A 24,315-nucleotide genomic window follows, 5' to 3' on the forward strand; every position below is an offset into this window, starting at 1 on the left:
GCCCGCGTGTCGCGTGACACTGTGACGGCCTCCCGGGGGTGGCGGCACCTCCCGGCCCGCATCGGCTGTGCCTCGCGAGGAGGACCCCATGGCGTTCGGTTGGAAGCTCTACGGCGACGGCAAGACGCCGCCGCTGGGCGAGGCCGTCGCGCCCGACGAGCGGCTGTCGTGGCCCCGCACCATCGGCATCGGCGCCCAGCACGTCGTCGCGATGTTCGGGGCGACCTTCGTCTTCCCGATCGTCATGGGGCTCGACCCCAACCTCGCGATCATGATGAGCGGGATCGCGACGATCATCTTCCTGCTCATCGTGAACGGGAAGGTGCCGAGCTACCTGGGCACGAGCGCCTCGTTCGTCGGCGGCGTCGTCGCCGTCCGGGCGCAGGGCGGCGACTCCGGCGACGTCGTCGGCGCGATCCTGGTCTCCGGCGTCGTGCTGGCGCTGGTCGGCGTGCTCATCCACTTCGCCGGGGTCCGGTTCCTGCACGCGATCCTGCCGCCGGCGGTGACCGGCGCGGTCGTGCTCCTGATCGGCTTCAACCTGGCCCCGGTGGTCGCCGGCATCTACTGGCCCCAGGACCAGTGGGTGGCGCTGGCCACGATGGCCTTCGTCATCGTCGCCTCGCTGCTGCTGCGCGGCTTCTGGGCCCGCATCTCGATCCTGCTCGGGCTGGTCTTCGGCTACCTGCTGTCGATCCTGCTCGACGCGACCGCCGGCCAGATCACCTCGCCCGACGGCACCGGCGAGGTCGTCACCCGCGACCGGATCAACTTCGACACCGTCGGCCAGGCCGACTGGTTCGGCCTGCCGGACTTCACCGCGCCCAGCTTCTCCCTGAACTTCAGCCTCCTGGTGCTGCCCGCCGTCATCGCGCTGGTCGCGGAGAACGCCGGCCACGTCAAGGCGGTCGCCGAGATGACCAAGCGCGACCTCGACCCCTACATGGGCCGCGCGATCGCCGCCGACGGTGTCGCCACCGTCGTGGCCTCCTCGGTCGGCGGCTCCCCGACGACCACGTACGCCGAGAACATCGGCGTCATGGCCGCCACCCGCGTCTACTCGACGGCGGCCTACTACGTGGCGGCCCTCGTGGCGATCCTGCTCGGCCTCTGCCCGAAGTTCGGCGCCCTGATCAACATCATCCCGGGCGGCGTGCTCGGCGGGATCACCGTCGTCCTCTACGGGATGATCGGCCTGCTCGGCGCGAAGATCTGGAAGGAGAACCGGGTCGACTTCGCCAACCCGATCAACCTGGTGCCGCTCGCCGCGGGCATCATCATCGCCATCGGCAACGTGAACCTGCAGATCACCGACACCTTCTCGCTGGGCGGCATCGCCCTGGGCACCATCGTGGCGGTGCTCGGGTGGCACGTGGCCCGTGCCCTCGCGCCGGCCGAGATGAAGGCGGCGCTCGTCGCCGAGCGGGAGTACGCCGGCGGCACGGGTCCCGCGCTCGGCCACGCCGGGGCGCACGACTACACCCCCGGGGCCCGCGAGTACAGCGCCGACCCGTCGTCGGTCGACCAGGTGGGCCGCCCCGGCACCGACCGACGCAGGGACATGCTCGAGAAGTGAAGCCCGCCCCCTTCCGCTACGCCGACCCCCGGTCCCTCGACGAGGCACTCGACGTCCTGGCCGCCGAACCCGGCGCCAAGGTGCTCGCCGGCGGGCAGTCGCTGCTGCCGCTGCTGGCGATGCGCCTGGCGGCGCCGGCCACGCTGGTGGACGTCAACCGGGTGCCCGGCCTCGACGCCGTCGAGGCGACCGGGGACGGCGTGCGGGTGGGAGCCCTGGTCCGGCACGCGCACCTGCTCCGCGACGGCGCCGCCGCCCGGGTCCAGCCGCTGCTGGCCCGGGCGACGGCGAACGTCGCCCACCCGGCCATCCGCAACCGCGGCACGACGGTCGGCTCGATCGCGCACGCCGACCCCTCCGGCGAGATGACCTCGGTGCTCGCCCTCACCGGCGGCTCGGTGACCGTGGCGACGCCCTCGGGCCGGGAGACCGTCGGCTGGCGGGACCTGTTCGTCGGGCCGCTGGAGACCTCGCTGCCCGGCGGCGCGGTCGTCGTCGACGCCTTCTTCCCCGCTCTGCCCGAGCGCTCGGGCACCGCCTTCGCCGAGATCGCCCGGCGCAAGGGCGACTACGCCGTCTGCGGGGCCGGCGTCGTCGTGACCCTCGACGCGGACCGCCGGGTGGCCGCCGTCCGCGCGTCCTACCTGTCGGTCGGGCTGGTGCCCGAGGTGCACGACCTCACCGAGGCCGTCGCCGGCAAGCCCGTCGACAGCGCCGACTGGGCCGCGGCCGGCGCCCTGGCCCGCACGCTGGTCGACCCCGACACCGACATCCACGCCAGCGCCGACTACCGCCGGCTGCTGGTCGGCGTGCTCACCGAGAGGACGCTGGCCGACGCCGCCCGCGAGGCGGCCGAGAGGACCGCTGCATGACCTCCGTCGACACCCCCCGGATCGACACGGAGCGGACCGTCCGCGTGACGGTGAACGGCGTCCCGCGGGAGGTGACCGTCCCGGTGCGCCGCGTCCTCGCCGACGCGCTGCGCGACGACCTCGGCCTGACCGGCACGCACGTCGGCTGCGCGCACGGCGTCTGCGGCTCGTGCACGGTGCTCGTCGACGGCGACCCCGTGCGCTCCTGCCTGGTGCTCGCCGTGCAGGTCGACGGCGCGGAGGTGACCACCGTCGAGGGCCTGACCCGCGAGGACCACCAGGGCGGGCAGGTGCTCCACCCGGTGCAGGAGGCCTTCCGCGAGTGCCACGCCCTGCAGTGCGGGTTCTGCACGCCGGGCTTCCTGGTGACGATCGCCGCGGGCCTCGAGGCCCGGGACGCGGGCACGGAGATCACCGAGGAGGAGGTCGACGAGCTCGTCGGCGGCAACCTCTGCCGGTGCACCGGCTACGCCAACATCAAGAAGGCCGTCCGGCACGCCGCCGCCGCGATGCGGGAGGACGCCCGGTGACGACCAAGCTGTTCGGGGAGCCGGTCCGCCGGCGCGAGGACGCCCGCCTCATCACCGGCCGCGGCCGCTACCTCGACGACATCGGCGCCGGCGCCCTGGCCGCCGCGTTCGTGCGCAGCCCGCACGCGCACGCCCGCGTCGTCGACGTCGACGTCGAGGCGGCGCTGGACGTCGAGGGCCTGGTCGCGATCTACACCTACGAGGACCTCACCGGCCCGATGGCCGAGCCGCTGCCGGTGCTCATCCCCCACCCGCAGCTGCACGCGCCGCGCACCGGGTACCCGCTGGCCAACGGCGAGGTCAACCACGTCGGCGAGCCGGTCGTCATGGTCGTGGCCACCGACCGGTACGTGGCCGAGGACGCCGCCGAGCGGATCGTCGTCACCTACGAGGAGCTGCCGGTCGTCGTCGGGGTGGACGCCGCCCGCGAGGCGCGCGCGGCCGTCCACGACGAGATCCCCGACAACGTCGCCGCCCGGCACCACCAGGAGACCGGCGACGTCGAGCCGGCGCTGGGCGCCGCCCCGCACACGCTGTCGTTCACCCAGTACATCGAGCGCAGCGCCTGCACGCCCCTGGAGGGCAAGGGCGTGCACGCCCGCTGGGACGCCGACGACGGCAGCCTGCGCGTGCACTCCAGCACCCAGGCCTCGACGTCGGTGCGCGCGGCGATCGCCGCCAAGCTCGAGCTGTCGCTGGACCGCGTCGAGGTGATCGCGCCCGACGTCGGCGGCGGCTTCGGCGTCAAGATCGTGCACCCGTGGCCCGAGGAGCTGCTGGTGCCGATGGCGGCGATCCGGCTCGGCCGCGAGGTCAAGTGGGCCGAGGACCGGCGCGAGCACTTCGTCTCCAGCGCGCACGAGCGCCAGCAGCGGCAGGAGATCACCGTCGGCTACGACGACGACGGCCGGATCACCGCGCTCGACGTGCACGTCTGGCACGACAACGGCGCCTACACGCCCTACGGGATCATCGTCCCGATCGTGACGGCAACCCAGCTGGTCGGCCCGTACGTGATCCCCGTGTACCGGGTGGTCGTCGAGAGCGTCTACACCAACACCGTCATCGTCACGCCCTACCGCGGGGCCGGGCGGCCGCAGGGCTGCTACGCGATGGAGCGGACGATGGACCGCATCGCCGACGCGCTCGGCCTCGACCGCGCCGAGGTGCGCCGCCGGAACCTGATCACGCCCGACCAGTTCCCCTACGACCACCGCCTGACGTTCCAGGACGGCCGGCCGGTGATCTACGACTCCGGCGACTACCCGGGGCTGCTGGACAAGCTGGTCGCGCTGGTCGGCTGGGACGAGGCCGCCGCCCTGCGCGCGGACGCGCAGGCGCGCGGGAGGCTGCTCGGCGTCGGCATGGCGCTGTACGTGGAGGGCACCGGGCCCGGGCCCTACGAGGGCGGGCACGTCCAGGTGCTCGGCAGCGGCAAGGTGCTGGTCTCCACCGGGCTCACCTCGCAGGGCCAGGGCCACGAGACGGTGTTCGCGCAGATCGTCGCCTCCGAGCTCGGGGTGCCGATCGAGGACGTCGAGGTGCACACCGGCGACACCCGCCGCTTCGGGTACGCCGTCGGCACCTTCGCCTCGCGCGCCGCGGTGATGAGCGGCAACGCCGTCGCGCTGGCCGCCCGCGGGGTGCGGGAGAAGGCGCTGCGCATCGCCGCCGAGGTGCTCGAGGCCAACCCGGAGGACCTGGAGATCGACGAGGGCCTGGTGCAGGTCAGGGGGACGCCGGGGGCGTCGGTCCCGCTGCGCACGGTCGCCGTCCTGTCCAACCCGCTGCGCTACGCCTTCGACGAGGCGGCCAAGCAGGCCACCCAGTTCGCCACGCACGACGACAGCAAGCCGCCGGTCGCGCCCGGGGACGCACCGGGCCTGGAGCACCGCGACTACTACTCGCCGATCCGCTCGACGTTCGCCTCCGGCGCGCACGCCGCCGTGGTGGAGATCGACCCGCAGACCTGGGAGATCGACGTCGTCCGGTACGCGGTCGTGCACGACTGCGGCAACGTGGTGAACCCGATGATCGTCGAGGGCCAGGTGCACGGCGGCGTCGCCCAGGGCGTGGGCGGGGCGCTGTACGAGCGGATGGCCTACGACGGCGACGGGCAGCTGCAGAACGCGTCGTTCATGGACTTCCTCATGCCCTACGCCTCCGAGGTGCCCGACGTGGTCATCGACCACCAGGAGACCCCGTCGCCGCTGAACCCGCTGGGGATCAAGGGCGCCGGCGAGGCGGGGGTCATCCCGGGGACGGCCGCGATCGCCTCGGCGATCGAGGACGCCACCGGACGGCGGATCGCGTCGATGCCGATCTCGCCGACCGAGCTGTACGACCTGATGAGAGACGAGACGGCGGAGCGGACCCGGGCGTCCCTCCAGACGGGAGTGCCCGCGTGAACCTCGACGGCTCGGCGGTGCTGCACGGCACGCCCGAGGAGGTCTGGAGGGTCGTCACCGACCCGGCCGTGCTCGCGCGGACCATCCCCGGCTGCGAGTCGCTGCAGCGCACCGGCGAGGACGAGTACCGGATGGACGTCTCGGTCGGCGTGGGCGCCATCCGCGGCACCTACGCCGGCGAGGTCCGGCTGACCGACCAGCAGCCACACTCGTCCTACGTCATGCACGCCTCCGGCGCCGGCGCCCCGGGCAACGTGCGGGCGAAGGTGACCATCGACCTGGAGCCGCACGAGGAGGGGACGACGCTCAGCTACTCGGCCGACGCCGTCGTCGGCGGGCCGGTGGCCGGGGTGGGGCAGCGGATGATCTCCGGCGTCGCCAAGCGGATGGCCGGGCAGTTCTTCGCCGCGATCGACCGCGAGCTCACCGAGGGCGCCCCCGTGGCCGCCGCGCCCGCCGCCGCCCGCGCGACCTCGGCGGCGGTGAGCTCCACCGAGGCGCCCGCGGCCGTCCCCGCGGGGACGCCGGCCGCCCCGGAGCCGCAGGTCTTCCGGCGCGCCGAGGCCCCGGCCGCGGCGCCGTCGTCGGACGTGCAGACCCTCGCCGTCGGCGCGCTCGGCGGTGCCGGGCTCACCCTGCTCGGCGTCCTCGTGGGCTGGCTGCTGGGCCGCCGGACCCGCTGACGGGGGTCGTGGCGCCGGGGGCGCCGGCCACGGGTCAGACCGGGTAGGGCTCGCCACAGATGTCCGCCGGGAGGCCCGTGTCGCAGCGGTTGCCCTGGAACTCCAGCCCCCCACCGGGCGGGAGCGACGGCAGGGCGGAGGGGTCGCCGACGAAGACGTCCATGTCGACGGCGACCGACCCGGTCGGCGGCGTGCCGACGGGCAGGAGGCCGTGGTTGTCCCCGAAGTAGTTGTTGGACACCCGGACGTCCTCCACGGGCCCGGCGTCGGACCCGGGCAGCGTGGTCAGCACCAGTCCGGCGGCCGGGTGCGTCGGCGACGGCACCCCCGCCGGCAGGTCGGCCGTGTTGTCGGCGATGACGTTGCCCGCGACCGTGACGTCGTCCGCGTCCACCACCTGCACGCCGATGCCGGAGACGTAGGACTCGACCTCCCTGCCCTGGAGGCAGTACCGGTCGTTGTCCGTCGAGGTGTTCCCGGTGATGCCGAACCCGCCGCTCGGGACCTCCGTCGCGACGTCGTCGGCGAGCAGCAGGCCGATGCAGTTGCCCGTCAGGGTGTTCCCGGTGACGCGGCCGCCGCGCGCCTCCCGCAGCGAGATCCCGACGTCGTAGCCCTCGACGTGGTTGCCGGAGACCGTCGCGTCGGCACGGGCGGAGTCGACGACCGCGACACCGGCGGTGCCCGAGTCCGGCACCCTCGCCGTGCCGCGGTCGAGGCCGACCTCGCGGTTGTCCGTGATCCGGACCGCCGTCGAGTCGACGGCGACGACGCCGTAGCGGTCGTGGGCGAAGCCCGACGTGCCGGCCACCCGGAAGCCGTCGGCTCCCCGCGCGACGATCCCGCTGGCGGGGTGGTGGTGGGTCGACAGGCCACCGACCAGGACCGGCCCGTCCGGATCGAGGAAGAACAGACCGGAGACGTCGTCGGCGAGCGTGTCCGGGTCGCCCTCGGCGTCGGCGCGCTCCTGCGCCTCCCAGCAGGGGGTCGAGGGGACCGCGGGCAGGTCCCGGACGGTCCGCCACTCGGGCCACACGACGTTGGTCACCCCCGCGCCGGCGCCGCGGACGGTCAGGCCCTTGCCCTGGACGCAGACGGCCTCGTGGTAGTCCCCGGGTGCGATCCGGATGGTGTCGCCCGAGCGTGCCGCGTCGACGGCGTCCTGGATCCGGGTGTACTGCTGCCCCGGCCCGACGTGGAGCGTGTGGGGGCCGACGTGGGCCGAGGCGGCCCCGGCCGGGAGCGCCGCGACGAGCAGGACCCCCGTGGCGGCGGCGGCCGCGAGACGGGCGGCACCGGAGCGGGTCCGCCTCCTCGTGGAGGGGTCCATGCGGTGGCCTCCCTGGTCTGCGGGCGCCGGGCGCAGCGCCGCAGGTCGCCCACCCGCGGCGGGGACGGGACGGCGGGCTGCGCCGTCGTCGTCCGCGCTCACGCCGCCGGCGAGCGGTCCCGGTTCACGAGGATGGCCAGCTGGGTCCGGCCGCGGACGCCCAGCCGCCGCATGGAGGCGGTGAGGTGGCTCTTCACCGTCGCGAGGCTCAGGAACAGCCGCCGCGCGATCTCCTCGTTGCTCAGCCCCTGCGCCACCAGCTCGGCGACCTCGCGCTGCCGGTCGGTGAGCCGGTCCAACGGGCGGCAGGGGACCTCGGCCGGTGGCGTGGGGTCGGTCAGGTAGCGCACCAGCTGGGTGGTCGCCGAGGAGTCGATGGCCGGCTCGTGCCGGGCCAGCGCGCGCACGGCCTCGACCAGTCGCGCGGCGGCCGAGCAGCGCGGCAGGTAACCCCGGACGCCGGCCCGCAGCACCTGCACGAGCTCGGGACCGGCCTCCTCACGCGGCTCGGCGAGCACGAGCACCGCGGTCCCCCGGCGGCAGAGCTCACGCAGGAGCGGCAGCGTGGCCCCCTGCACCAGACCCTGGCGGGCGACGACGACCTGGGCGGGCACGTCCTCGATGGCGGCGAGCGCCCCGGGCAGGTGGTGGGTCTCGGCGACGACGGCCATGTCCGGCTGCGCCTCGAGGACCTCGCGCAGCCCCAGCCGGAAGACCTCCCGGTCCTCGCAGAGCAGCACACGGACCAGGCTGGACGGCGGCCGGATGGCCAGCGGGCGCGCGGGCCGCAGGACCGGGCGCGGACGCGGCTGCGTGCTCCGTCCCCTGACCGGCACGCCCGGTGCCGGGCCGACCGGTCGCCATGTCCCGCGTGCCGCGGGGCCCGGGCCCTGCAGGACGTCGTCGGAACTCATGCGTTCCTCCTGTCCGGGTGGCGCTGACGGGGCTCCGGGCGGGATCTCCGCCCGGGGGGACCCGTCCGTCTCAGTCGGACGCGCCGAACGGTAGCGCGCAACCGTCCGGCGTTGCCAGGTAATGTGCACGCCCTTCACAGGTCCCGTCCAGGTTCGTGTGCGCAGGGCGCGGGAGTCCCCCGGCGTGTACGCCGGGCCTGCACGGAGAGTGGCGAACCGGGTACGGAGGTCAGCCGCCGACGGGGCCGGCCTCCCAGCCGGGGCCCGGCCGGGCCGTGCGGTTGACGTGGATGGCCAGCTGCGTCCGGTCGCGCAGACCCAGCCGGCGCAGGGCGACGGTGATGTGGCCCTTGACGGTCGCGCGACTGACCTGGAGCCGCGCCGCGATCTCCGCGTTGGTCAGGCCCTCGGCCACCAGCTCGGACACCGCCTGCTGCCGGGCGGTGAGCGGGTTGCGCCCGCCGGTCTCGTCGGTCCCCGCCGAGCTCCGTACGCCGTCGAGGTGGTGCAGCAGCTCGCCGGTGACGGCGGCGTCGAGCAGCGTCTCGCCGCGGACCACGGAGCGCACGCCCTCGACCAGCCGGTCGGAGCTGACGGTGGTGTACACGTAGCCGCGGGCGCCGGCGCGCAGGGCCTCGACCAGGTCGCCGCCGTTGCCGGCCTCGCCGAGCAGGACCACCCGGGTGCCGGTCGCGGTCAGCGCCCGCACCAGCTCGGTCATCGCCGGCCCCTGGGCGCCCAGGCCGAGCAGGGTCACGTCGGGGTGCAGCTCGGTGGCGAGCTCGAGCGCCCGTGCCGCGTCGGCCGCCTCGGCGACGACGAGGAGGTCGGGCGCCCAGCGCAGCACCGCGCGCAGCCCGTGCCGGAGCACCTCGTGGTCGTCGCAGATCAGGACGCGGGCCGGGGGCCCGGGAGGCCGGAGACCGTCGTGAGGCGGTGGAGGCCGGAGACCGTCGTGAGGCGGTGGAGGTCGGAGACCGTCGTGAGGCGGCGGGACGGTTCCCTCCAGCTCGCCACCCATGCGTCTGCTCCGCTCAGGTCCGATGCACGGCGCCCGGCGCCGCTGGTCCCAGGACCCGGAAGTTAGCGACGGACGGTCACCCGCCGCCACCGATCAACGACGCGGTGAGCGTGATCGGCCTCCGGTTTCATACCCGAGTCGCGGTCTCCCGGTCCGGAAGGTGGGCGTTGCCCCCGTCCCCGGGCGCTGGACCCCGGGACGGGCCACCCATCCCGCCGGTGCGCACCCTCGCGACCGGGCGTCCCATCCCCGGGACGGGCGCGACGGATCCGACCCGTGGCGCTGTCGGACGGCCGTCCCGCCGCCCTAGCGTCCTCGGGCATCCGTCCCGGCCCGCCGGCCGCACCGGTCCGCCGGCTCCCTGCCGGCCCACAGCGACGCTGGAGTGCCCGTGCACCAGACGATGATCATCGCGAGGATGACCCCCGCCGACGCGGACAAGGTCGCCGACGTCTTCGCCCGCTCCGACGCGACGTCGATGCCGTACGAGATCGGGGTGCGGCGCCGGCAGCTGTTCACCTTCCACGACCTCTACGTGCACCTGATCGAGTTCGACCGCCCCGAGCAGGAGGCCATGGCGGTCGCCCAGTCGCTGCCGGCGTTCCGGGCGGTCAGCGAGGAGCTGCGGCCCTACATCGTCGCCTACGACCCGAACTGGCGGTCGCCGCGGGACGCCATGGCGCGCCGGTTCTACGAGTGGTCGGCGGAGCGGTCGTGACCGCGACGACGCCGGCCCGGCCGCACGCCGCGGCGCCCGGGTCGGTCGACTGGGTGAGCTGCCCCAGCTGCGGCTGGCTGCTCTACCGCAAGCGCCTGGACCGCAACCTGTCGGTCTGCCCCGAGTGCGACCACCACCTGCGGCTGGGCGCCCGCGCGAGGATCGCGCTGCTGGCCGACGACGGCAGCTTCGACGAGCACGCCTGCCCGCCCGGGCCCGCCGACCCGCTGGACTTCACCGACCTGCGCGACTACCGCGACCGGCTGCACGAGGCCGCCGCCCGCTCCGGCGAGAGCGAGGCCGTCGTCCTCGGCACCGCCCGCATCGGCGGCACCCCGGTGGTCCTCGCCGCGATGGACTTCGGCTTCCTCGGCGGCAGCATGGGCATCGAGGTGGGCCGCCGCGTCAGCGCGGCCGCGGACCTCGCCCTGCAGCGCGGCCTGCCCCTGGTGACCGTCTGCGCCAGCGGCGGCGCCCGCATGCAGGAGGGCGTGTTCTCGCTGTTCCAGATGGCGCGGGTCAGCCACGCCTTCGCCCAGCTGCACGAGTCCGGCCTCCTGTCGGTCTGCGTGCTCACCGACCCCACCTACGGCGGGGTGTCGGCGTCGTTCGCCACCCTGGCCGCCGTCCTGGTCGGGGAGCGGGGCGCGCACGTCGGCTTCGCCGGCCCGCGGGTGGTGCAGGAGACCATCCGGGCCGAGCTGCCCAGCGACTTCCAGACGGCGGAGTTCCTGCTGGCCCACGGCCTGGTCGACCGGGTGGAGAGCCGCGCGGAGCTGCGCCCGCTGCTGGTGCGGCTGCTCGAGCTGCACGGCCGCCGTCCCGCTCCTCCCCCGGCCGCCGCCCCGGTGCCGGCGCCGGAGGTGCCCCGGGACGACGCACCGGCGGGCGACGGCGCCGAGGACGCGGACGCCTGGGACGTCGTCCAGCGGGCCCGGGTCGCGGGCCGGCCCACGACGCTGGACTACCTGCACACCGTCTTCGACGACTTCGTCGAGCTGCACGGCGACCGCGCGTTCGCCGACGACCCGGCCGTCGTCGGCGGGGTCGCCGTCCTCGACGGGCGCCCGGTCGTGGTGATCGGCCACGAGAAGGGCCACTCGGTGCGCGAGCGGGTGGCGCGCAACTTCGGCATGCCGCACCCCGAGGGCTACCGCAAGGCGATGCGGCTCATGGCGCACGCCGAGACCTTCGGCCTGCCGGTGGTCACGCTGGTCGACACCCCCGGCGCGCACCCCGGGCCGGCGGCCGAGGAGCGCGGCCAGGCGCACGCGATCGCCGAGACCATCATGCGCAGCAGCCGGCTGCGGGTGCCCGTGGTCGCGGTGCTGACCGGCGAGGGCGGCAGCGGCGGGGCGCTGGCGCTGTGCACCTCCGACCGGCTGCTGGTCCTGGAGAACGCCTACCTGTCGGTGATCAGCCCGGAGGGCTGCGCCGCGATCCTCTGGCGGACGGCGACCGCCGCGCCCACCGCCGCACGGGCCATGCGCCTGGGCGCGGCGCACCTGCGGGCCAGCGGCATCGCCACCTCGGTGGTGCCCGAGCCACCTGGCGGCGCGGACGCCGACCCGCTCGCGGCCGCCGGCCTGGTCCGCGCCGCGCTCGTGCGCGAGCTCGACGAGCTCGCCCGGCTCGACGTCGGCACCCTGCTCGGCACCCGGGCCGCCCGGCTGGCCCGCATCGGCGGCGACGGCGACCGGCCGCTGCGCGTCGTCGGGCCCGCGCCCGAGGGAGGTGGCGGGGATGCGGCCCGCTGAGCTGCCGGCGCGGCCGGGACAGGCGGCGGAGGAGCCCGTGGCCGGGGACGAGACCAGTGGCCTGCACCACGAGGTGGTCGAGCTCGCCCGCGCCCTGCCCGGGCCGCTGCGCCGGCTGACCGTCCGCAGCGGCGACCGCGCCGTCGAGGTGGAGTGGGCGGCCGACGCCGTCCCCGCGGCCGCCGCGCCGGCCCCGGTGCCCGGCGGGCTGCAGGCCGTCGCCGCGCCCTCCGGGCCGGCCGCGGTCCCGGAGCCGGCGGGCGAGGAGCCGGAGGTCCCCGAGGGCACGATCGCCGTCCGGGCGCCGCTGGTGGGCACCTTCTACGCCGCGCCCTCCCCCGGCGCGGAGCCGTTCGTGCGGGTCGGCGACGAGGTCGAGGCCGGCCAGACGCTCGGGATCGTCGAGGCGATGAAGCTGATGAACCCGATCGTGGCCGACGCCGCGGGCGCGGTGGCGGAGATCCGGGTCGGCGACGCCGAGTCGGTCGAGTACGACCAGGTCCTGGTGCTGCTGCGCCCGTCCGGGGGACCGAGGTGATCGGCCGGCTGCTGGTCGCCAACCGCGGCGAGATCGCCGTCCGGGTCGCCCGCGCCTGCCGGGAGCTCGGCATCGAGGTCGTCGCCGTGTACTCCACGGCCGACCGGCGCTCCGCCGTCGTCGAGATGGCCGACGAGGCCGTGCACATCGGCCCGCCGGCGCCGCGGGCCAGCTACCTGCACGTGCCCAACGTCGTCGAGGCGGCGCTGCGCAGCGGCGCCGACGCGGTGCACCCCGGCTACGGCTTCCTCTCCGAGGACCCCGACTTCGCCGAGATCTGCGAGGCCGAGGGGCTGACCTTCGTCGGCCCGCCGCCGGAGGTCATGCAGCAGATGGGCAACAAGGCCACCGCGCGGCGGCTGATGGCCGCGGCCGGCCTGCCGCTGCTGCCCGGCGTGGTGGACCCGGTGCGCACCGCCGAGGAAGGCCTGGCCGTCGCCGCGGAGATCGGCTACCCGGTGATCATCAAGGCCGCGGCCGGCGGCGGCGGCCGGGGGATGACGGTGGTGCACGACCCCGCCGACTTCGCCGAGGCGTTCGCCACCACCCGCACCGTCGCCCGGGCGGTGTTCCGCGACCCCACCGTCTACGTCGAGCGCTACCTGTCCGGCGCCCGGCACGTCGAGGTCCAGGTGCTCTGCGACGCCCACGGCAACGGCGTGTACCTCGGCGAGCGCGACTGCTCGCTGCAGCGGCGGCACCAGAAGCTGCTGGAGGAGGGCCCGGCCGGGCACCTCACGCCCGAGCAGCGGGCCGGGCTCGGCGAGATGGCGGTCCGCGGCGCGCTGTCGGTCGGCTACAGCGGCGCCGGGACCGTGGAGTTCCTCGTCGACGACGCCGGGCGCGCCTACTTCATGGAGATGAACGCCCGCATCCAGGTCGAGCACCCGGTCACCGAGCTGCTGACCGGCGTGGACCTGGTCCGCGAGCAGCTGCTGGTGGCCGGCGGGGAGCGGCTGGGGCTGCGGCAGGAGGACGTCGTCGTGCGCGGCGCGGCGATCGAGTGCCGGATCAACGCCGAGGACCCCGCCCGCGGGTTCGCCCCCGCACCCGGCCGGCTCGACGTGCTGCGCGTCCCCGACGGCCCGTGGACCCGCTTCGACACCGGCTACCGCCAGGGCGACGAGGTCAGCCCGCACTACGACTCGCTGCTGGGCAAGCTCGTCGTCTGGGCGCCCGACCGCGAGCAGGCCGTGCGGCGGATGGACCGGGCGCTGGCCGAGCTGCGCGTCGAGGGCCCCGGCGTGCACACCACCGCCGCCCTGCACCGCGCGCTGCTGCGCGACCCCGACGTGCGCGCCGACCGGCACGACGTCCAGTTCCTCGACCGCCGGCTGCCCGACCTCGTGGCCCGCGCCACGGCCATCGCCGCGTCCCGGGAGCCGGCCCTGCCCGCCGCGCGCGGCGCGCTGCACCTCGTCCCGGCCGGCGACCCCGCCGGTCCGGTGCCCGTCCCCCACTCCCGTCCCGAGGAGGACCCTCCCATGTCCGCTGCCCCGTTCACCCAGGCCGACCTCATGCAGCTGCTCACCGAGAAGGCGGGCCTGCCGGCCGAGGCGCACACCGACGACCCCGACGCCCGCTTCGCCGACGTCGGCCTGGACTCGCTGGCCTTCCTGTCCATGCAGACCGAGCTGCAGGACCGCTTCGGCACCGCGATGCCCGACGACAGCCCCGACAACTACACGTTCGGCGAGATCGTCCGGGCCGTGTCCGCGGCCCAGGCGCAGCCGGCCTGATCCCCCGTCCCGAACGGAGCGCCCCCATGAGCAGCACCGTCGAGCCCGGCCTGACCGTGGGCCACACCGACAACTCGATCCTCATCCACGCCGACCTCGACCACGTCTGGTCGATGACCAACGACCTGCGGTCCTGGCCGGACCTGTTCACCGAGTACCGCAGCGTCGAGATCCTGGAGTCCACCGACACCTGGTTCCGGTTCCGGCTGACCATGCACCCGGACGAGTCCGGGCGGGTGTGGAGCTGGGTGTCCGAGCGGACCCTCGACCCGGCCACCCACGAGGTGCGCGCGCGCCGCGTGGAGCCCGGCCCGTTCGAGTTCATGGACATCCACTGGAGCTACACGGCCGAGGACGGCGGCACCCGGATGCGCTGGGTGCAGGACTTCCGGATGCGGCCGGAGGCACCGGTCGACACCGAGACGATGACCCGGCGGATCGACGCGAACAGCAAGGTCCAGATGGGGATCATCCGGGACAAGGTCGAGGCGGCCGCGACCCGGGGAGCGGTGGGGTGACCGCGCCGCGGGGTCCCGCGGTCGTCCTGCCCGGGGAGGAGGGCTCCCGCCCGGGCATGGTCGACCCGTGGCTGGCCGACCCGGTGGCCGCGGCCACCGTGTCCGAGGTCGACGCCGTCGTCGGCCGCGACGTCGCCGCCTGGTGGCGGGACCCCGCGACCGCCCCCGACCCCGTCGCGGCGCACCTCGAGGTCGTCGTGACCGGGGTGGCCGGCTTCCGCAGCCTGACCGCCCGCGGGCTGTTCCCGGCGGTCGTCGCCGGGCACGGCGTGGGCGAGTTCGCCGCCCTCGTCGCCGCCGGCGCCCTCGAGCTCGACCAGGTCGTCGAGCTGGTGCACTGGCGCGCCGAGCTGCTGTGCCTGGCACCCCGGCCCTCCTGCGCGGGCCTGGCCGCCGTCCTCGGCCCCGGCGCCGAGCAGGTGGCCCGCGCCGCCGTCGCGGCGGTCGGCGACGACGGCCCGCTGTGCGTCGCCGCCCTCGACGCCCCGCAGCGCACGGTGCTCTCCGGCGGCCGCACCGAGCTCGCCCGCGCGGCCGAGGTCGTCCGCGAGGCGGGCCTGGAACTGGTCCGGCTGCCCGGCCGGGCGCCGTGCCACGGGCCGCTGATGGAGCCGGTCGCCGCGCACCTCGCGACCGCGCTGGCCGACCTGGACTGGTCGGCCCCGCTGGTGCCCGTCGTCCCCAACGCCGACGGCGAGCCGACCCGTGACCCCGGTCGGCTGCGCTCGGCGCTGCGCCGCCACCTCACCGCACCGGTGCTCTGGGAGGCCACCTCCCGGGCGCTGGCCGGTGCCGGCGCGACGTCCGTCGTCGAGATCGGCGCCGTCCCGGTGCTCGGGCCGCTGGTCGCCCAGGTGCACCCGCACCTGCCCGTCCACCTGGCGGCGGGGCCGGGCACCCCCGTCCCCACCGCCGTCCCGGGTCCCGCGCTCGCGGGCTCGGTCCCCACCTGACCCGCTCCCGAGGAGAGACATGACGACGATCCAGCACGCGCCGGCCACCCCGACGCGCTGCGGCCCCACCGTCCACCGCGCCGACACCGCGCCCAACCGCCGCCGCGGCGGGGACATCCGGGTGCTGCTGTCCCCGGCCAGCGTCGGCTCGACCGCCGGCTTCATGGGCACGCTCACCCTCGAGCCCGGCGAGGTCGTGACCGAGCACTGGCACCCGTACTCGGAGGAGTTCCTCTACTGCCAGGAGGGCGACGTCCTGGTCACCCTCGACGGCGAGGAGCGCCGCCTGGTCGGCGAGTCCGCCGTCCACATCCCGATCGGCGTGCGGCACCGGATCGTCAACGACACGGGCACGACGGCGACGTTCGTCTTCCTGTGCGGTCCGCTGGCCCCGCGGCCGGAGCTGGGCCACGTGGACACCGAGCTGCCCCCGGGCGTGCGGTGAGCGCCGACCGGCGCCGGGTCGTCGTCACCGGGATCGGGGTGGTCGCCCCCGGGTCGATGGGCCGCGAGGGCTTCTGGGACATGCTCACCGAGGGGCGGACGGCGACCCGTCGGATCACCTTCTTCGACCCGTCCCGGTTCCGCTCCCAGGTGGCCGCCGAGGTGGACTTCGACGGCCGCAAGCTCGGCCTGACCGCCCACGAGGTGTACCGCAACGACCGCTTCGTCCAGATGGCGATGGTCGCCGCCGACGAGGCGGTCGCCGACAGCGGGCTGCGCTTCGGCACCGACGACGGCCCGGACGGCGACCGCGTCGGCGTGACGCTGGGCAGCGCGGTCGGCGCGACGATGCGCCTGGAGCAGGAGTACGTGCAGGTCAGCGACTCGGGACGGCTGTGGGAGGTCGACCCGCGGTACGCCTCGCGGTTCCTCGCCTCCGCGCTGGTGCCGAGCTGCGGCGCCACCGAGCTCGCCGTCCGGTTCGGCGCGCACGGGCCGGCGACCGTCGTCTCCACCGGCTGCACGTCGGGCATCGACGCGGTCGGCTACGGCGCGCAGCTGGTCGAGGACGGCGACGCCGACGTCGTCATCGCGGGGGCCAGCGACGCCCCGATCTCGCCGATCTCGATGGCCTGCTTCGACACCATCCGGGCGACCACCGACAGCAACGACGACCCCGAGCACGCCTCCAAGCCCTTCGACGCCCGCCGCAACGGGTTCGTCATGGGCGAGGGCGCGGCGGTGCTCGTGCTCGAGGAGCTCGGGCACGCCCGCCGCCGCGGCGCGGAGGTGTACTGCGAGATCACCGGCTACGCCAACCGCTGCAACGCCTTCCACATGACCGGGCTCAAGCCCGACGGCACCGAGATGGCCGAGGCCATCACCCGGGCGCTGGACCAGGGCCGCATCGCCCCGGACGAGGTCGGCTACGTCAACGCGCACGGCTCGGGGACCAAGCAGAACGACCGGCACGAGACGGCGGCGGTCAAGAAGAGCCTCGGCGCCGCCGCCGGCAGCGTGGCGATGAGCTCGATCAAGTCGATGGTCGGGCACTCGCTGGGCGCGATCGGGTCCATCGAGATCGCCGCGACCGCGCTGGCGGTGCAGCGCGGCGTGCTCCCCCCCACGGCCAACTACGAGGTGCCCGACCCCGAGTGCGACCTCGACTACGTGCCGAAGGTGGCGCGGGAGCAGAAGGTCGACGTCGCCATCTCCGTGGGCAGCGGCTTCGGCGGGTTCCAGTCGGCGATCGTGCTGGCCGGCCCCACGCGGAGGGAGTCGTGACCGGGCTGCTCGTCACCGGGATCGGCGTCGTCGCCCCCACCGGGGTCGGCGTCGAGGAGCACTGGGCCTCGCTGGTCCGCGGGGAGCCGGCGATCCGGCCGCTGGAGGGCTTCGACGCCGCCCGCTACGGGGTCCCGCTGGCCGGGCAGGTGCGCGACTTCGTGCCCGCCGACCACGTCTCGCCGCAGCTGATGGTGCAGACCGACCGGTGGACGTGGATGTCGCTGGCGGCGGCCACCCTCGCGGCGCAGGACGCGGACTACACCGCCCCCGAGGACGACGTCTACGCCACGTCGGTGTTCCTGGCCTCGGGCTCGGGCGGCAACGAGTTCAGCCAGCACGAGATCCAGGGGCTGTGGGCCAAGGGCCCCCGGTCGGTGGGCGCCTACCAGTCGATCGCCTGGTTCTACGCGGCCTCCACCGGCCAGGTCTCCATCCGCGACGGCTTCAAGGGCCCCTCGGGCGTCGTCGTCACCGAGGGCGCGGGCGGGCTGGACAGCATCGGCTGGGCGCGGCGGGTGGTCCGCCGCGGCACCCCGGCGGTGCTGGTCGGCGGCACCGAGGCCGGGCTGTGCCCGTACGCGGTGCTGTGCCAGGCCACCGGCGGCCGGCTGTCGGGCGCCGGGCGCCCGGAGGACGCCTACAAGCCCTTCGACCGGCGGGCCAACGGGCACGTCGTCGGCGAGGGCGGGGCGATCCTGCTGCTGGAGGAGCCCGGCGCGGCCGCGGCCCGCGGCGCCCCGAAGGTGTGGGGCGAGGTCGCCGGCTACGGCGCCACCCACGACGCCCACCACCACGAGGACCCGGCGCCCGACGCGACGCAGTACGCCCGGGCGATCCGGCTGTCGCTGGCCGACGCCGGCGTCTCCCCGGACGAGGTCGACCTGGTGGTGGCCGACGGCGCCGGCGTCCCGGAGCTGGACCGGCTGGAGCTGGAGGCGATCGGCGCGGTGTTCGGCGGGCGGGCGGCCCCGGTGCCGGTGACCGCGCCGTCGTCGTGGACCGGCCGGCTCATGGCCGGCGGGTCGGCGCTGAACGTTGCGACGGCGCTGCTGGCGATGCGGGACGGGATCGTGCCCGGCACCGCCTTCCTCGACGACCCGGTCGAGACGCCGCCGGGGGTCGACCTGGTCCGCGCCGGCCGCGTGCAGGACCTGGCCACCGTGGTGGTCCTCGCCCGCGGCGCCGGCGGCTTCAACAGCAGCCTGGTGCTGCGCCGGCACCGCGCGGAGGAGGCCGCGTGACCGCCGCGGGAGAGCGGGCCGGCATCCGCACGATGCTGCGGATGCGGACGCGCGAGGGCTGCGAGGCCGCCTTCGAGGCGGCCTGGCGGCGGGCGGCCGCCGAGATCGCCCGGGTGCCGGGCAACCTGCGCCAGGAGCTGGTGCGCGACGCCGACGACCCGCGCACGTTCGTCATCACCAGCGACTGGACCGACCGCGCCAGCGTCGACGCGTTCGGCCGCAGCAGCGCCCGGGAGACGCTCACCGAGGCGCTGCGCGACCTGCGCGAGGACGCCGCCCGCAACACCTACGAGGTGCTGGCCGTCGTCCCCGGCGCGGGGCGGCCGGTGGAGGCCCCGGCATGACGGCACCGGGGACCGGGGGGAGGGCGACCGCCCCCGGGGTGCGGACGGTCCTGCGGGTGCGCGCCCGGGAGGGCTGCGAGGACGCCTTCGCGGCGGCCTGGCAGCAGGCGGCGGCCGCGGTGGCCCGGGTGCCGGGCAACCTGCGCCAGGAGCTGGTGCGCGACGCCGACGACCCCCGCTGGTTCGGGTTCGTCAGCGACTGGACCGACCGGGCGGCGGCGGACGCCTTCGAGGGCAGCGCCGCGCGGGAGGACCTCACCGCGGCGCTGCGCGACCTGCGCGAGGACACCGCCCGCGAGACGTCCACGGTGCTGGCCGTGCGGCCGGCCGAGCCGCGCCGGCCGGTGCGCATCGACTTCTCCACCAGCGTCGCGCCCGGCGAGCAGGTGGCCTTCGAGCGCGCCTACACCACCGTCACCCAGCGGATCGGCGACTCGCGCGGCTACGTGCGCGAGGAGCTGCTGCGCGACGCGAGCGGGCTGCGCTACCACATCTTCGCCGAGTGGGAGTCCGAGGACGACTTCGTGCAGTGGGTCGAGGACCCCTCGCACATGGCGGCCGGCGCGCCGCTGGCCCGCTGGCACTCGGTGGAGTTCCGGCGCGAGGTGCTCGAGATCCGCCAGCGGACCGATCCGGACGCGGACTTCCCGCCGCTGCCCCCGCCCGGTGGGGACGTCGAGGTGGCGCGGGTGCGCGTCGACTCCGCCGTCGCCGTCGAGCCCGGGGAGCAGGAGGCCTTCGAGCTGGCCTACCTCGCCGCCGCGCAGCTGGCCCGCAGCGCCCCCGGCCACGCCCGCGAGGAGCTGCTGCGCGAGTCCGACGGCCGGCGCTACCACGTCGTCGCCGAGTGGGAGTCCGAGCAGCACTTCACCGACTGGGCCGCGGAGCCGGGCAACTGGGCCGCCGGGCCGCTGGGCCGCTGGCTGGCCCGCGGCGAGGACCGCCGGGTGTTCGCGCTGCGCGTGCGCCCGGAGCCACCGTCGGCGACCCCCGTCCCCGCCCCCGTCCCCGCCGCCGTCCCCGTGGCGCCGGAGCCGGACCTGGAGGCGGTGGCCGGGCCGCCGGTCACCACGGTGCCCAGCGCCAGCGTGCAGGAGTTCGTCGAGAAGCCCGACGACGAGCACGCGGCCGCCGCGGCGGCGCTGCCGGTGCCGGCCGACCTCGGGGACGCCTCGCGCACCCCCGGACGCGCGGTCGAGGTGCTCGTCGTCGGCGCCGGGCCGGCCGGTCTCACCCACGCCATCGAGCTGGCCCGCCGCGGCGTCGCCGTCCGGGTCGTGGACAAGCGCCCCGAGGCCTCCACCCAGGCGGACAAGGCGATCGGCATCCACTGCCGGACGATGGAGATCTGGGAGGACCAGGGCATCGTCACCGAGGCGATGGACGCCGGGATCTGGCTGCACGGCCAGACCGTGTTCGTCAACGGCGTGCAGACCCACCAGGTCGACTGGGCCGGCCTCGACGAGCTGCCCTACGCCCACCTCGGGCTGCCGCAGTACGAGACCGAGCGGCTCCTCGGCGCGCGGCTGACCTCCCTCGGGGTGGTCGTCGAGCGCGGCGTCGAGCTGGTCGCCTTCTCCCAGGACGACGAGGGCGTCACCGCGCGGCTGCGGCACGCCTCGGGCGAGGAGGAGACCACCCGGGCGCAGTACCTGGTCGGCTGCGACGGGGCGCACAGCGCCGTCCGCTCGGGGCTGGGGCTGGCCTTCGAGGGCGGGCTGTCGATGTTCCCGCAGCTGTTCATGCTCGGGGACGTCGACGTCGACTGGGACCTGCCCGCCGGGCACCTGGTGCGGTTCGTGCGCATCGAGAACGAGGACGACTTCACCGGCATGCTCGTCTGCGTCCCGCTCAAGGGCCGCAACCGCTACCGGATCGCCACCCTGGCCCCGCAGCGGTGGCAGGACGCGGTCGGCTCCGGCGTCGTCCCGCCCGGCTTCTGGCAGGAGTACGAGCCGCCGACGCTGGCCGACATGCAGGCCGCGATCGACGACCTGGGCCCGCCCGGGACGACGGCGAGCAACCTGCGCTGGTCGTCGATCTTCCGGATCAAGCACGGCATCGTCGACCGCTACCGCGAGGGGCGGGTCTTCGTCGCCGGCGACGCCGCGCACCTGCACCCGCCGGCCGGCGGGCAGGGCATGAACACCGGCATCCAGGACGCCTGGAACCTCGGCTGGAAGCTGGCCCTCGCCGTCCGCGGGCTGGCCGCGCCGGGGCTGCTCGACAGCTACGACGGAGAGCGCCGTCCCGCCGGGAAGATGATCGTCGACCGGGCCGTGGCCATCGCGTTCACCGACGAGATGGACATGGAGGACGAGAAGGCGCAGTTCCTGCTCGAGATGCAGATGACCATGAACTACGCCGGCAGCCCGCTGGTGGGCGAGGCGGCCCCGGGCGGCTTCCCCGCCGGGCCCGAGCCCGGGCACCGCGCGCCGGACGTGCACGGGCTGCGGCGCTTCGGCGTCGCCCACCCGCTGCGGCTGTTCGACCTCACCCGCGGCACCCGCTCCACGCTGCTGCTGTCGGTCGACGCCGGCGCGTCGGAGGAGCAGGTGTCGGACCTGGAGAAGCTGGCCGTCGGCGTGCGGCAGCAGACCCGGGGCGAGGTGGGCGCCTACCTCGTGGCCGCTCCCGACGCCCGGGTGCCGTTCCTCGTCGACCTGCCCGTCGTCCGCGATGCCGAGGGTTCCTTCGCCGCCGCCTACGGCACCGCGGGCGCGGGGACGGCGGCCTACCTGGTCCGTCCCGACGGCCACGTCGGCTTCCGCTGCCGCCCGCTGGACGAGGCCGCCCTGCTCGACCACCTCGCCGGCGTCTTCGCCCCCTGACCGCCACCCCCAGGAGCCGACATGACCCAGACCGCGCAGCCCCGACCGGCCGCACCCCCGGACACCGCGCCCCCGGACGACGTCGTCCCGGGCCAGGAGATCTACACCCCGGAGTTCCGCGCCGACCCCTACCCGGTCTACGCCCGGCTGCGCGCCGAGCGCCCGGTGGTCAAGGTGCGCACCCCCCGCTTCGACTCGTTCCTGGTCACCCGGTACGCCGACGCCCGCCAGGCGCTGTCGGACCCGCGGCTGTCCAAGGACCTGTACCGGGCCGGCGACACCTACCTCGCGGTGTTCGGCGAGAAGGCCCGGCAGATCAACACCAACATGCTCAACTCCGACCCACCCGAGCACACCCGGCTGCGCCGCCTGGTGACCCAGGCGTTCACCCCGAAGCGGATCGAGGCGATGCGCCCGCGGGTCGAGCAGATCGTCGCCGGGCTGCTCGACCGGATCGCGCCGCGCGGGTCCACCGAGTTCGTCGACGAGTTCGCCCTGCGGCTGCCGCTGGCGGTCATCGGCGACCTGCTCGGCATCCCCGAGGCCGACCACGAGGAGATCCTCGCCGGCACGCAGGTGATCCGGACCGTGGGCACCGGCGGGCGGAGTCCGCAGGAGGACCGGGCGGCGATCGGCGCGGCCCAGGAGCGGCTGCACGCCTACTTCACCGGCCTGGTGGCGGCCAAGCGCGCCCGGCCCGGCGACGACCTGGTCAGCGGTCTGATCGCCGCCCGCGACGGCGACGGCCGGCTGTCCGAGGCGGAGCTGGTCTCCACCTGCTTCCTGCTGCTGTTCGCGGGCTACCAGACGACGTCGGACTTCCTCGGCAACGCCGTCGTCGCGCTGCTGACCCACCCCGAGGAGCTGGCCGCGCTGCTCGCCGACCTCGACCGGGTGCCCGACGCCGTGGAGGAGCTCCTGCGCTTCGACGGGTCGGTGCCGGTGTCGAGCTTCCGGTTCGCCACCGAGGACCTCGAGATCGGCGGCGTGACCATCCCGCAGGGCTCGATCGTGACCGTCGTCCTCAGCTCGGCCGACCACGACCCGGCGCTCACGGAGGACCCCGACCGCCTCGACCTGGGGCGCGGTCCCACCCAGCACCTGGCCTTCGGCCACGGCATCCACTACTGCCTGGGCACCGCGCTGGCCCGGCTGGAGGCGACGACGGCGTTGCGGCAGGTGCTGCTGCGGCTGCCCGACCTGCGCCTCGACGTCCCCGTGGAGGAGCTGCAGTGGCTGCCTGCCGCCTCGGCCTTCCGCGGTCTGCTCGCACTGCCGCTGCGCTTCACCCCCACACCCACCCCAGGAGGCACCCGATGACCCAGACCACGCCGCCGGCGACGCCCTCGGCAGACCCCGCCGCCGACGCCACCTCGACGCCCACGGAACCGCCGTGGGCGAACGACACGGTCGAGTTCGCGACCACGGCCACGGCCCCCGCGAGCTGGTCCTCCGGCTCCTGGCGGCCGTTCCGCAACGTCATCGTCTGCCGGATGGTCCCCGGCAGCGAGGACAAGGTGGGGCCGGTGTTCGCCTACTACGACCGGACGACCCGGCCGCAGGACCTCGGCGTCGTCGGGCGGATCCTGCTCTCGTACGAGGGCCTGTACCTGCACGTCATCGAGCGCAAGGAGGACCCGGAGGTCTCCGGCCAGCGCCGCGGTCTGCCGGCGTTCCAGCAGATCGCCGAGGTCATCGCGCCCTACGTGACGCCCTACCCCAGCTACTGGCAGAACCCGTCGCACTCGGTGGCCAAGCACTTCTACACCTGGCTGCCCGAGGGCGAGGTCTCCCCCGACCGGGAGATGACCGTGATCGTCCAGCGGATGCGGCCGGGCACCGAGGAGGACATCGCCCGCGTGTTCGCCGCGTCCGACGCGGGTGGGCTGCCGACGGAGACCGGCGTCACCGGTCGCTGGCTCTACTCGATGGAGGACGTCTTCGTGCACCTCCTGGAGCAGGACCGGGTCAAGGCCGCGGCCGTGCGGGAGAACCACGAGTCGATGCGGCCCGCCTTCGCCAAGGTCATGCAGGACCTCGCCCCCTACGTCAGCCCGTACCGCCCGGAGACGTGGCAGAGCCCGCGCGACTCGGTGGCCCGGGTGTTCCACCGCTGGACGGCACCGGACTGGGCGCCCGGGGACCCGGTGCCCACGCCGCGGGAGGGGACGGCGTGAGCCTGCGCGGGATCGCCACGCTCACCTACTGGGCCGAGGACGTGGCCGCGGCCGTCGCCTGGTACACGGAGCTGCTGGGCTCGGGGCCCCGCTTCACCCGGCCCGGCCCCAGCGGGCGGCCCAGCTACGCGACGTTCACCGTCGACGGGGGGACGTCGCTGGCGATCGCCGACCTCGCCTTCGCCCCGCCGGGCATGACGCCGGGCACCGGCGGCGCGGTCGGGTACTGGCGGGTCGACGACCTCGAGGCCGTCCTCGACCGGCTCACCGCGATGGGCGCCAAGGAGTACATCCCGCTCACGCCGCACGGACCGATCGTCAGCGTGGCCGTCGTCGACCCGTTCGGCAACGTGCTCGGCATCAGCTCCGACCGGCACCCCGCCGCCGACTTCCCGTCCGGGGGTGCGCGGCGGCCCGGCTGACACCCGGCGCGA

General features: G+C 75.4%; 22 protein-coding genes. 19 read left to right on the forward strand and 3 right to left on the reverse strand.

The genetic code is table 11. From position 1 onward, the window contains the following. Window positions 1-88 precede the first annotated feature (88 nt). From ACFO3M_RS16575 to ACFO3M_RS16595, 5 genes are read left to right on the forward strand one after another with little or no spacing between them, the layout of a single operon-like run. The gene (locus ACFO3M_RS16575) at window positions 89-1,576 is read left to right on the forward strand and encodes a uracil-xanthine permease family protein (protein ID WP_387991113.1); all 1,488 of its coding nucleotides are present in this window, start codon (window positions 89-91) and stop codon (window positions 1,574-1,576) included. After that, the gene (locus tag ACFO3M_RS16580) at window positions 1,573-2,448 is read left to right on the forward strand and encodes an FAD binding domain-containing protein (RefSeq protein ID WP_387991115.1); all 876 of its coding nucleotides are present in this window, start codon (window positions 1,573-1,575) and stop codon (window positions 2,446-2,448) included. The genes ACFO3M_RS16575 and ACFO3M_RS16580 overlap by 4 nt, the downstream gene beginning before the upstream one ends. Further along, a complete protein-coding gene (locus tag ACFO3M_RS16585; RefSeq protein ID WP_387991118.1) occupies window positions 2,445-2,978 on the forward strand; it encodes a (2Fe-2S)-binding protein in 534 nt (177 codons plus the stop codon). Before ACFO3M_RS16580 ends, ACFO3M_RS16585 begins: the two co-directional genes overlap by 4 nt. Beyond that, window positions 2,975-5,386: an aerobic carbon-monoxide dehydrogenase large subunit gene (gene cutA / locus ACFO3M_RS16590; RefSeq protein ID WP_387991121.1), complete on the forward strand. Its 2,412-nt coding sequence runs from the start codon at window positions 2,975-2,977 to the stop codon at window positions 5,384-5,386. Before ACFO3M_RS16585 ends, cutA begins: the two co-directional genes overlap by 4 nt. Beyond that, window positions 5,383-6,069, forward strand: coding sequence for an SRPBCC family protein (locus tag ACFO3M_RS16595; RefSeq protein ID WP_387991124.1), 687 nt, complete (start codon window positions 5,383-5,385; stop codon window positions 6,067-6,069). Before cutA ends, ACFO3M_RS16595 begins: the two co-directional genes overlap by 4 nt. A 34-nt stretch (window positions 6,070-6,103) precedes the next feature. Here the strand turns inward: ACFO3M_RS16595 and ACFO3M_RS16600 are convergent, their stop codons facing one another. From ACFO3M_RS16600 to ACFO3M_RS16610, 3 genes are all read right to left on the reverse strand, one after another. After that, window positions 6,104-7,399, reverse strand: a complete 1,296-nt coding sequence (locus tag ACFO3M_RS16600; protein ID WP_387991127.1) for a right-handed parallel beta-helix repeat-containing protein — start codon at window positions 7,397-7,399, stop codon at window positions 6,104-6,106. A 98-nt stretch (window positions 7,400-7,497) separates the two neighbouring features. After that, complete coding sequence (locus ACFO3M_RS16605; protein ID WP_387991130.1) at window positions 7,498-8,139, reverse strand: response regulator transcription factor; 642 nt, start codon at window positions 8,137-8,139, stop codon at window positions 7,498-7,500. A gap of 403 nt (window positions 8,140-8,542) precedes the next feature. Further along, complete coding sequence (locus ACFO3M_RS16610; protein ID WP_387991133.1) at window positions 8,543-9,334, reverse strand: LuxR C-terminal-related transcriptional regulator; 792 nt, start codon at window positions 9,332-9,334, stop codon at window positions 8,543-8,545. A 403-nt stretch (window positions 9,335-9,737) separates the two neighbouring features. Here ACFO3M_RS16610 and ACFO3M_RS16615 point away from each other — a divergent pair, with 403 nt between their 5' ends. The 14 genes from ACFO3M_RS16615 to ACFO3M_RS16680 are packed head-to-tail and all read left to right on the forward strand — an operon-like array spanning window position 9,738 to window position 24,303. After that, window positions 9,738-10,052 carry a TcmI family type II polyketide cyclase gene (locus ACFO3M_RS16615; protein ID WP_387991358.1) on the forward strand — a complete coding sequence of 105 codons (315 nt, stop codon included), beginning with the start codon at window positions 9,738-9,740 and terminating at the stop codon, window positions 10,050-10,052. Then, window positions 10,049-11,809: an acetyl-CoA carboxylase carboxyltransferase subunit alpha gene (locus tag ACFO3M_RS16620; RefSeq protein WP_387991136.1), complete on the forward strand. Its 1,761-nt coding sequence runs from the start codon at window positions 10,049-10,051 to the stop codon at window positions 11,807-11,809. The genes ACFO3M_RS16615 and ACFO3M_RS16620 overlap by 4 nt, the downstream gene beginning before the upstream one ends. Then, window positions 11,796-12,347: an acetyl-CoA carboxylase biotin carboxyl carrier protein gene (gene accB, locus ACFO3M_RS16625; RefSeq protein ID WP_387991139.1), complete on the forward strand. Its 552-nt coding sequence runs from the start codon at window positions 11,796-11,798 to the stop codon at window positions 12,345-12,347. Before ACFO3M_RS16620 ends, accB begins: the two co-directional genes overlap by 14 nt. Continuing rightward, window positions 12,344-14,086 (forward strand): acetyl-CoA carboxylase biotin carboxylase subunit, encoded by a 1,743-nt coding sequence (locus tag ACFO3M_RS16630; RefSeq protein WP_387991142.1) that lies wholly within the window; start codon window positions 12,344-12,346, stop codon window positions 14,084-14,086. The genes accB and ACFO3M_RS16630 overlap by 4 nt, the downstream gene beginning before the upstream one ends. A gap of 26 nt (window positions 14,087-14,112) precedes the next feature. Next, entirely contained in the window at window positions 14,113-14,604 is a 492-nt protein-coding gene (locus ACFO3M_RS16635; protein ID WP_387991144.1) for an SRPBCC family protein, read from the forward strand. Next, the gene (locus ACFO3M_RS16640) at window positions 14,601-15,557 is read left to right on the forward strand and encodes an ACP S-malonyltransferase (RefSeq protein WP_387991147.1); all 957 of its coding nucleotides are present in this window, start codon (window positions 14,601-14,603) and stop codon (window positions 15,555-15,557) included. Before ACFO3M_RS16635 ends, ACFO3M_RS16640 begins: the two co-directional genes overlap by 4 nt. Window positions 15,558-15,576: 19 nt before the next feature. After that, a complete protein-coding gene (locus ACFO3M_RS16645; protein ID WP_387991150.1) occupies window positions 15,577-16,002 on the forward strand; it encodes a cupin domain-containing protein in 426 nt (141 codons plus the stop codon). Continuing rightward, window positions 15,999-17,285: a beta-ketoacyl-[acyl-carrier-protein] synthase family protein gene (locus ACFO3M_RS16650; protein WP_387991153.1), complete on the forward strand. Its 1,287-nt coding sequence runs from the start codon at window positions 15,999-16,001 to the stop codon at window positions 17,283-17,285. Before ACFO3M_RS16645 ends, ACFO3M_RS16650 begins: the two co-directional genes overlap by 4 nt. Further along, entirely contained in the window at window positions 17,282-18,529 is a 1,248-nt protein-coding gene (locus ACFO3M_RS16655; RefSeq protein WP_387991156.1) for a beta-ketoacyl synthase N-terminal-like domain-containing protein, read from the forward strand. Before ACFO3M_RS16650 ends, ACFO3M_RS16655 begins: the two co-directional genes overlap by 4 nt. Then, window positions 18,526-18,873, forward strand: a complete 348-nt coding sequence (locus ACFO3M_RS16660; protein ID WP_387991159.1) for a putative quinol monooxygenase — start codon at window positions 18,526-18,528, stop codon at window positions 18,871-18,873. The genes ACFO3M_RS16655 and ACFO3M_RS16660 overlap by 4 nt, the downstream gene beginning before the upstream one ends. Beyond that, window positions 18,870-21,704 carry an FAD-dependent monooxygenase gene (locus ACFO3M_RS16665; protein ID WP_387991161.1) on the forward strand — a complete coding sequence of 945 codons (2,835 nt, stop codon included), beginning with the start codon at window positions 18,870-18,872 and terminating at the stop codon, window positions 21,702-21,704. The genes ACFO3M_RS16660 and ACFO3M_RS16665 overlap by 4 nt, the downstream gene beginning before the upstream one ends. Before the next feature lie 21 nt (window positions 21,705-21,725). Beyond that, window positions 21,726-23,024, forward strand: coding sequence for a cytochrome P450 family protein (locus tag ACFO3M_RS16670; RefSeq protein ID WP_387991163.1), 1,299 nt, complete (start codon window positions 21,726-21,728; stop codon window positions 23,022-23,024). Continuing rightward, the gene (locus ACFO3M_RS16675; protein ID WP_387991166.1) at window positions 23,021-23,881 is read left to right on the forward strand and encodes a TcmI family type II polyketide cyclase; all 861 of its coding nucleotides are present in this window, start codon (window positions 23,021-23,023) and stop codon (window positions 23,879-23,881) included. Before ACFO3M_RS16670 ends, ACFO3M_RS16675 begins: the two co-directional genes overlap by 4 nt. After that, window positions 23,878-24,303, forward strand: coding sequence for a VOC family protein (locus tag ACFO3M_RS16680; protein WP_387991168.1), 426 nt, complete (start codon window positions 23,878-23,880; stop codon window positions 24,301-24,303). The genes ACFO3M_RS16675 and ACFO3M_RS16680 overlap by 4 nt, the downstream gene beginning before the upstream one ends. The last annotated feature ends 12 nt before the right edge of the window (window positions 24,304-24,315 follow it).

It is taken from the genome of Geodermatophilus arenarius (assembly GCF_042654585.1).
Lineage (GTDB): Bacteria > Actinomycetota > Actinomycetes > Mycobacteriales > Geodermatophilaceae > Geodermatophilus > Geodermatophilus arenarius.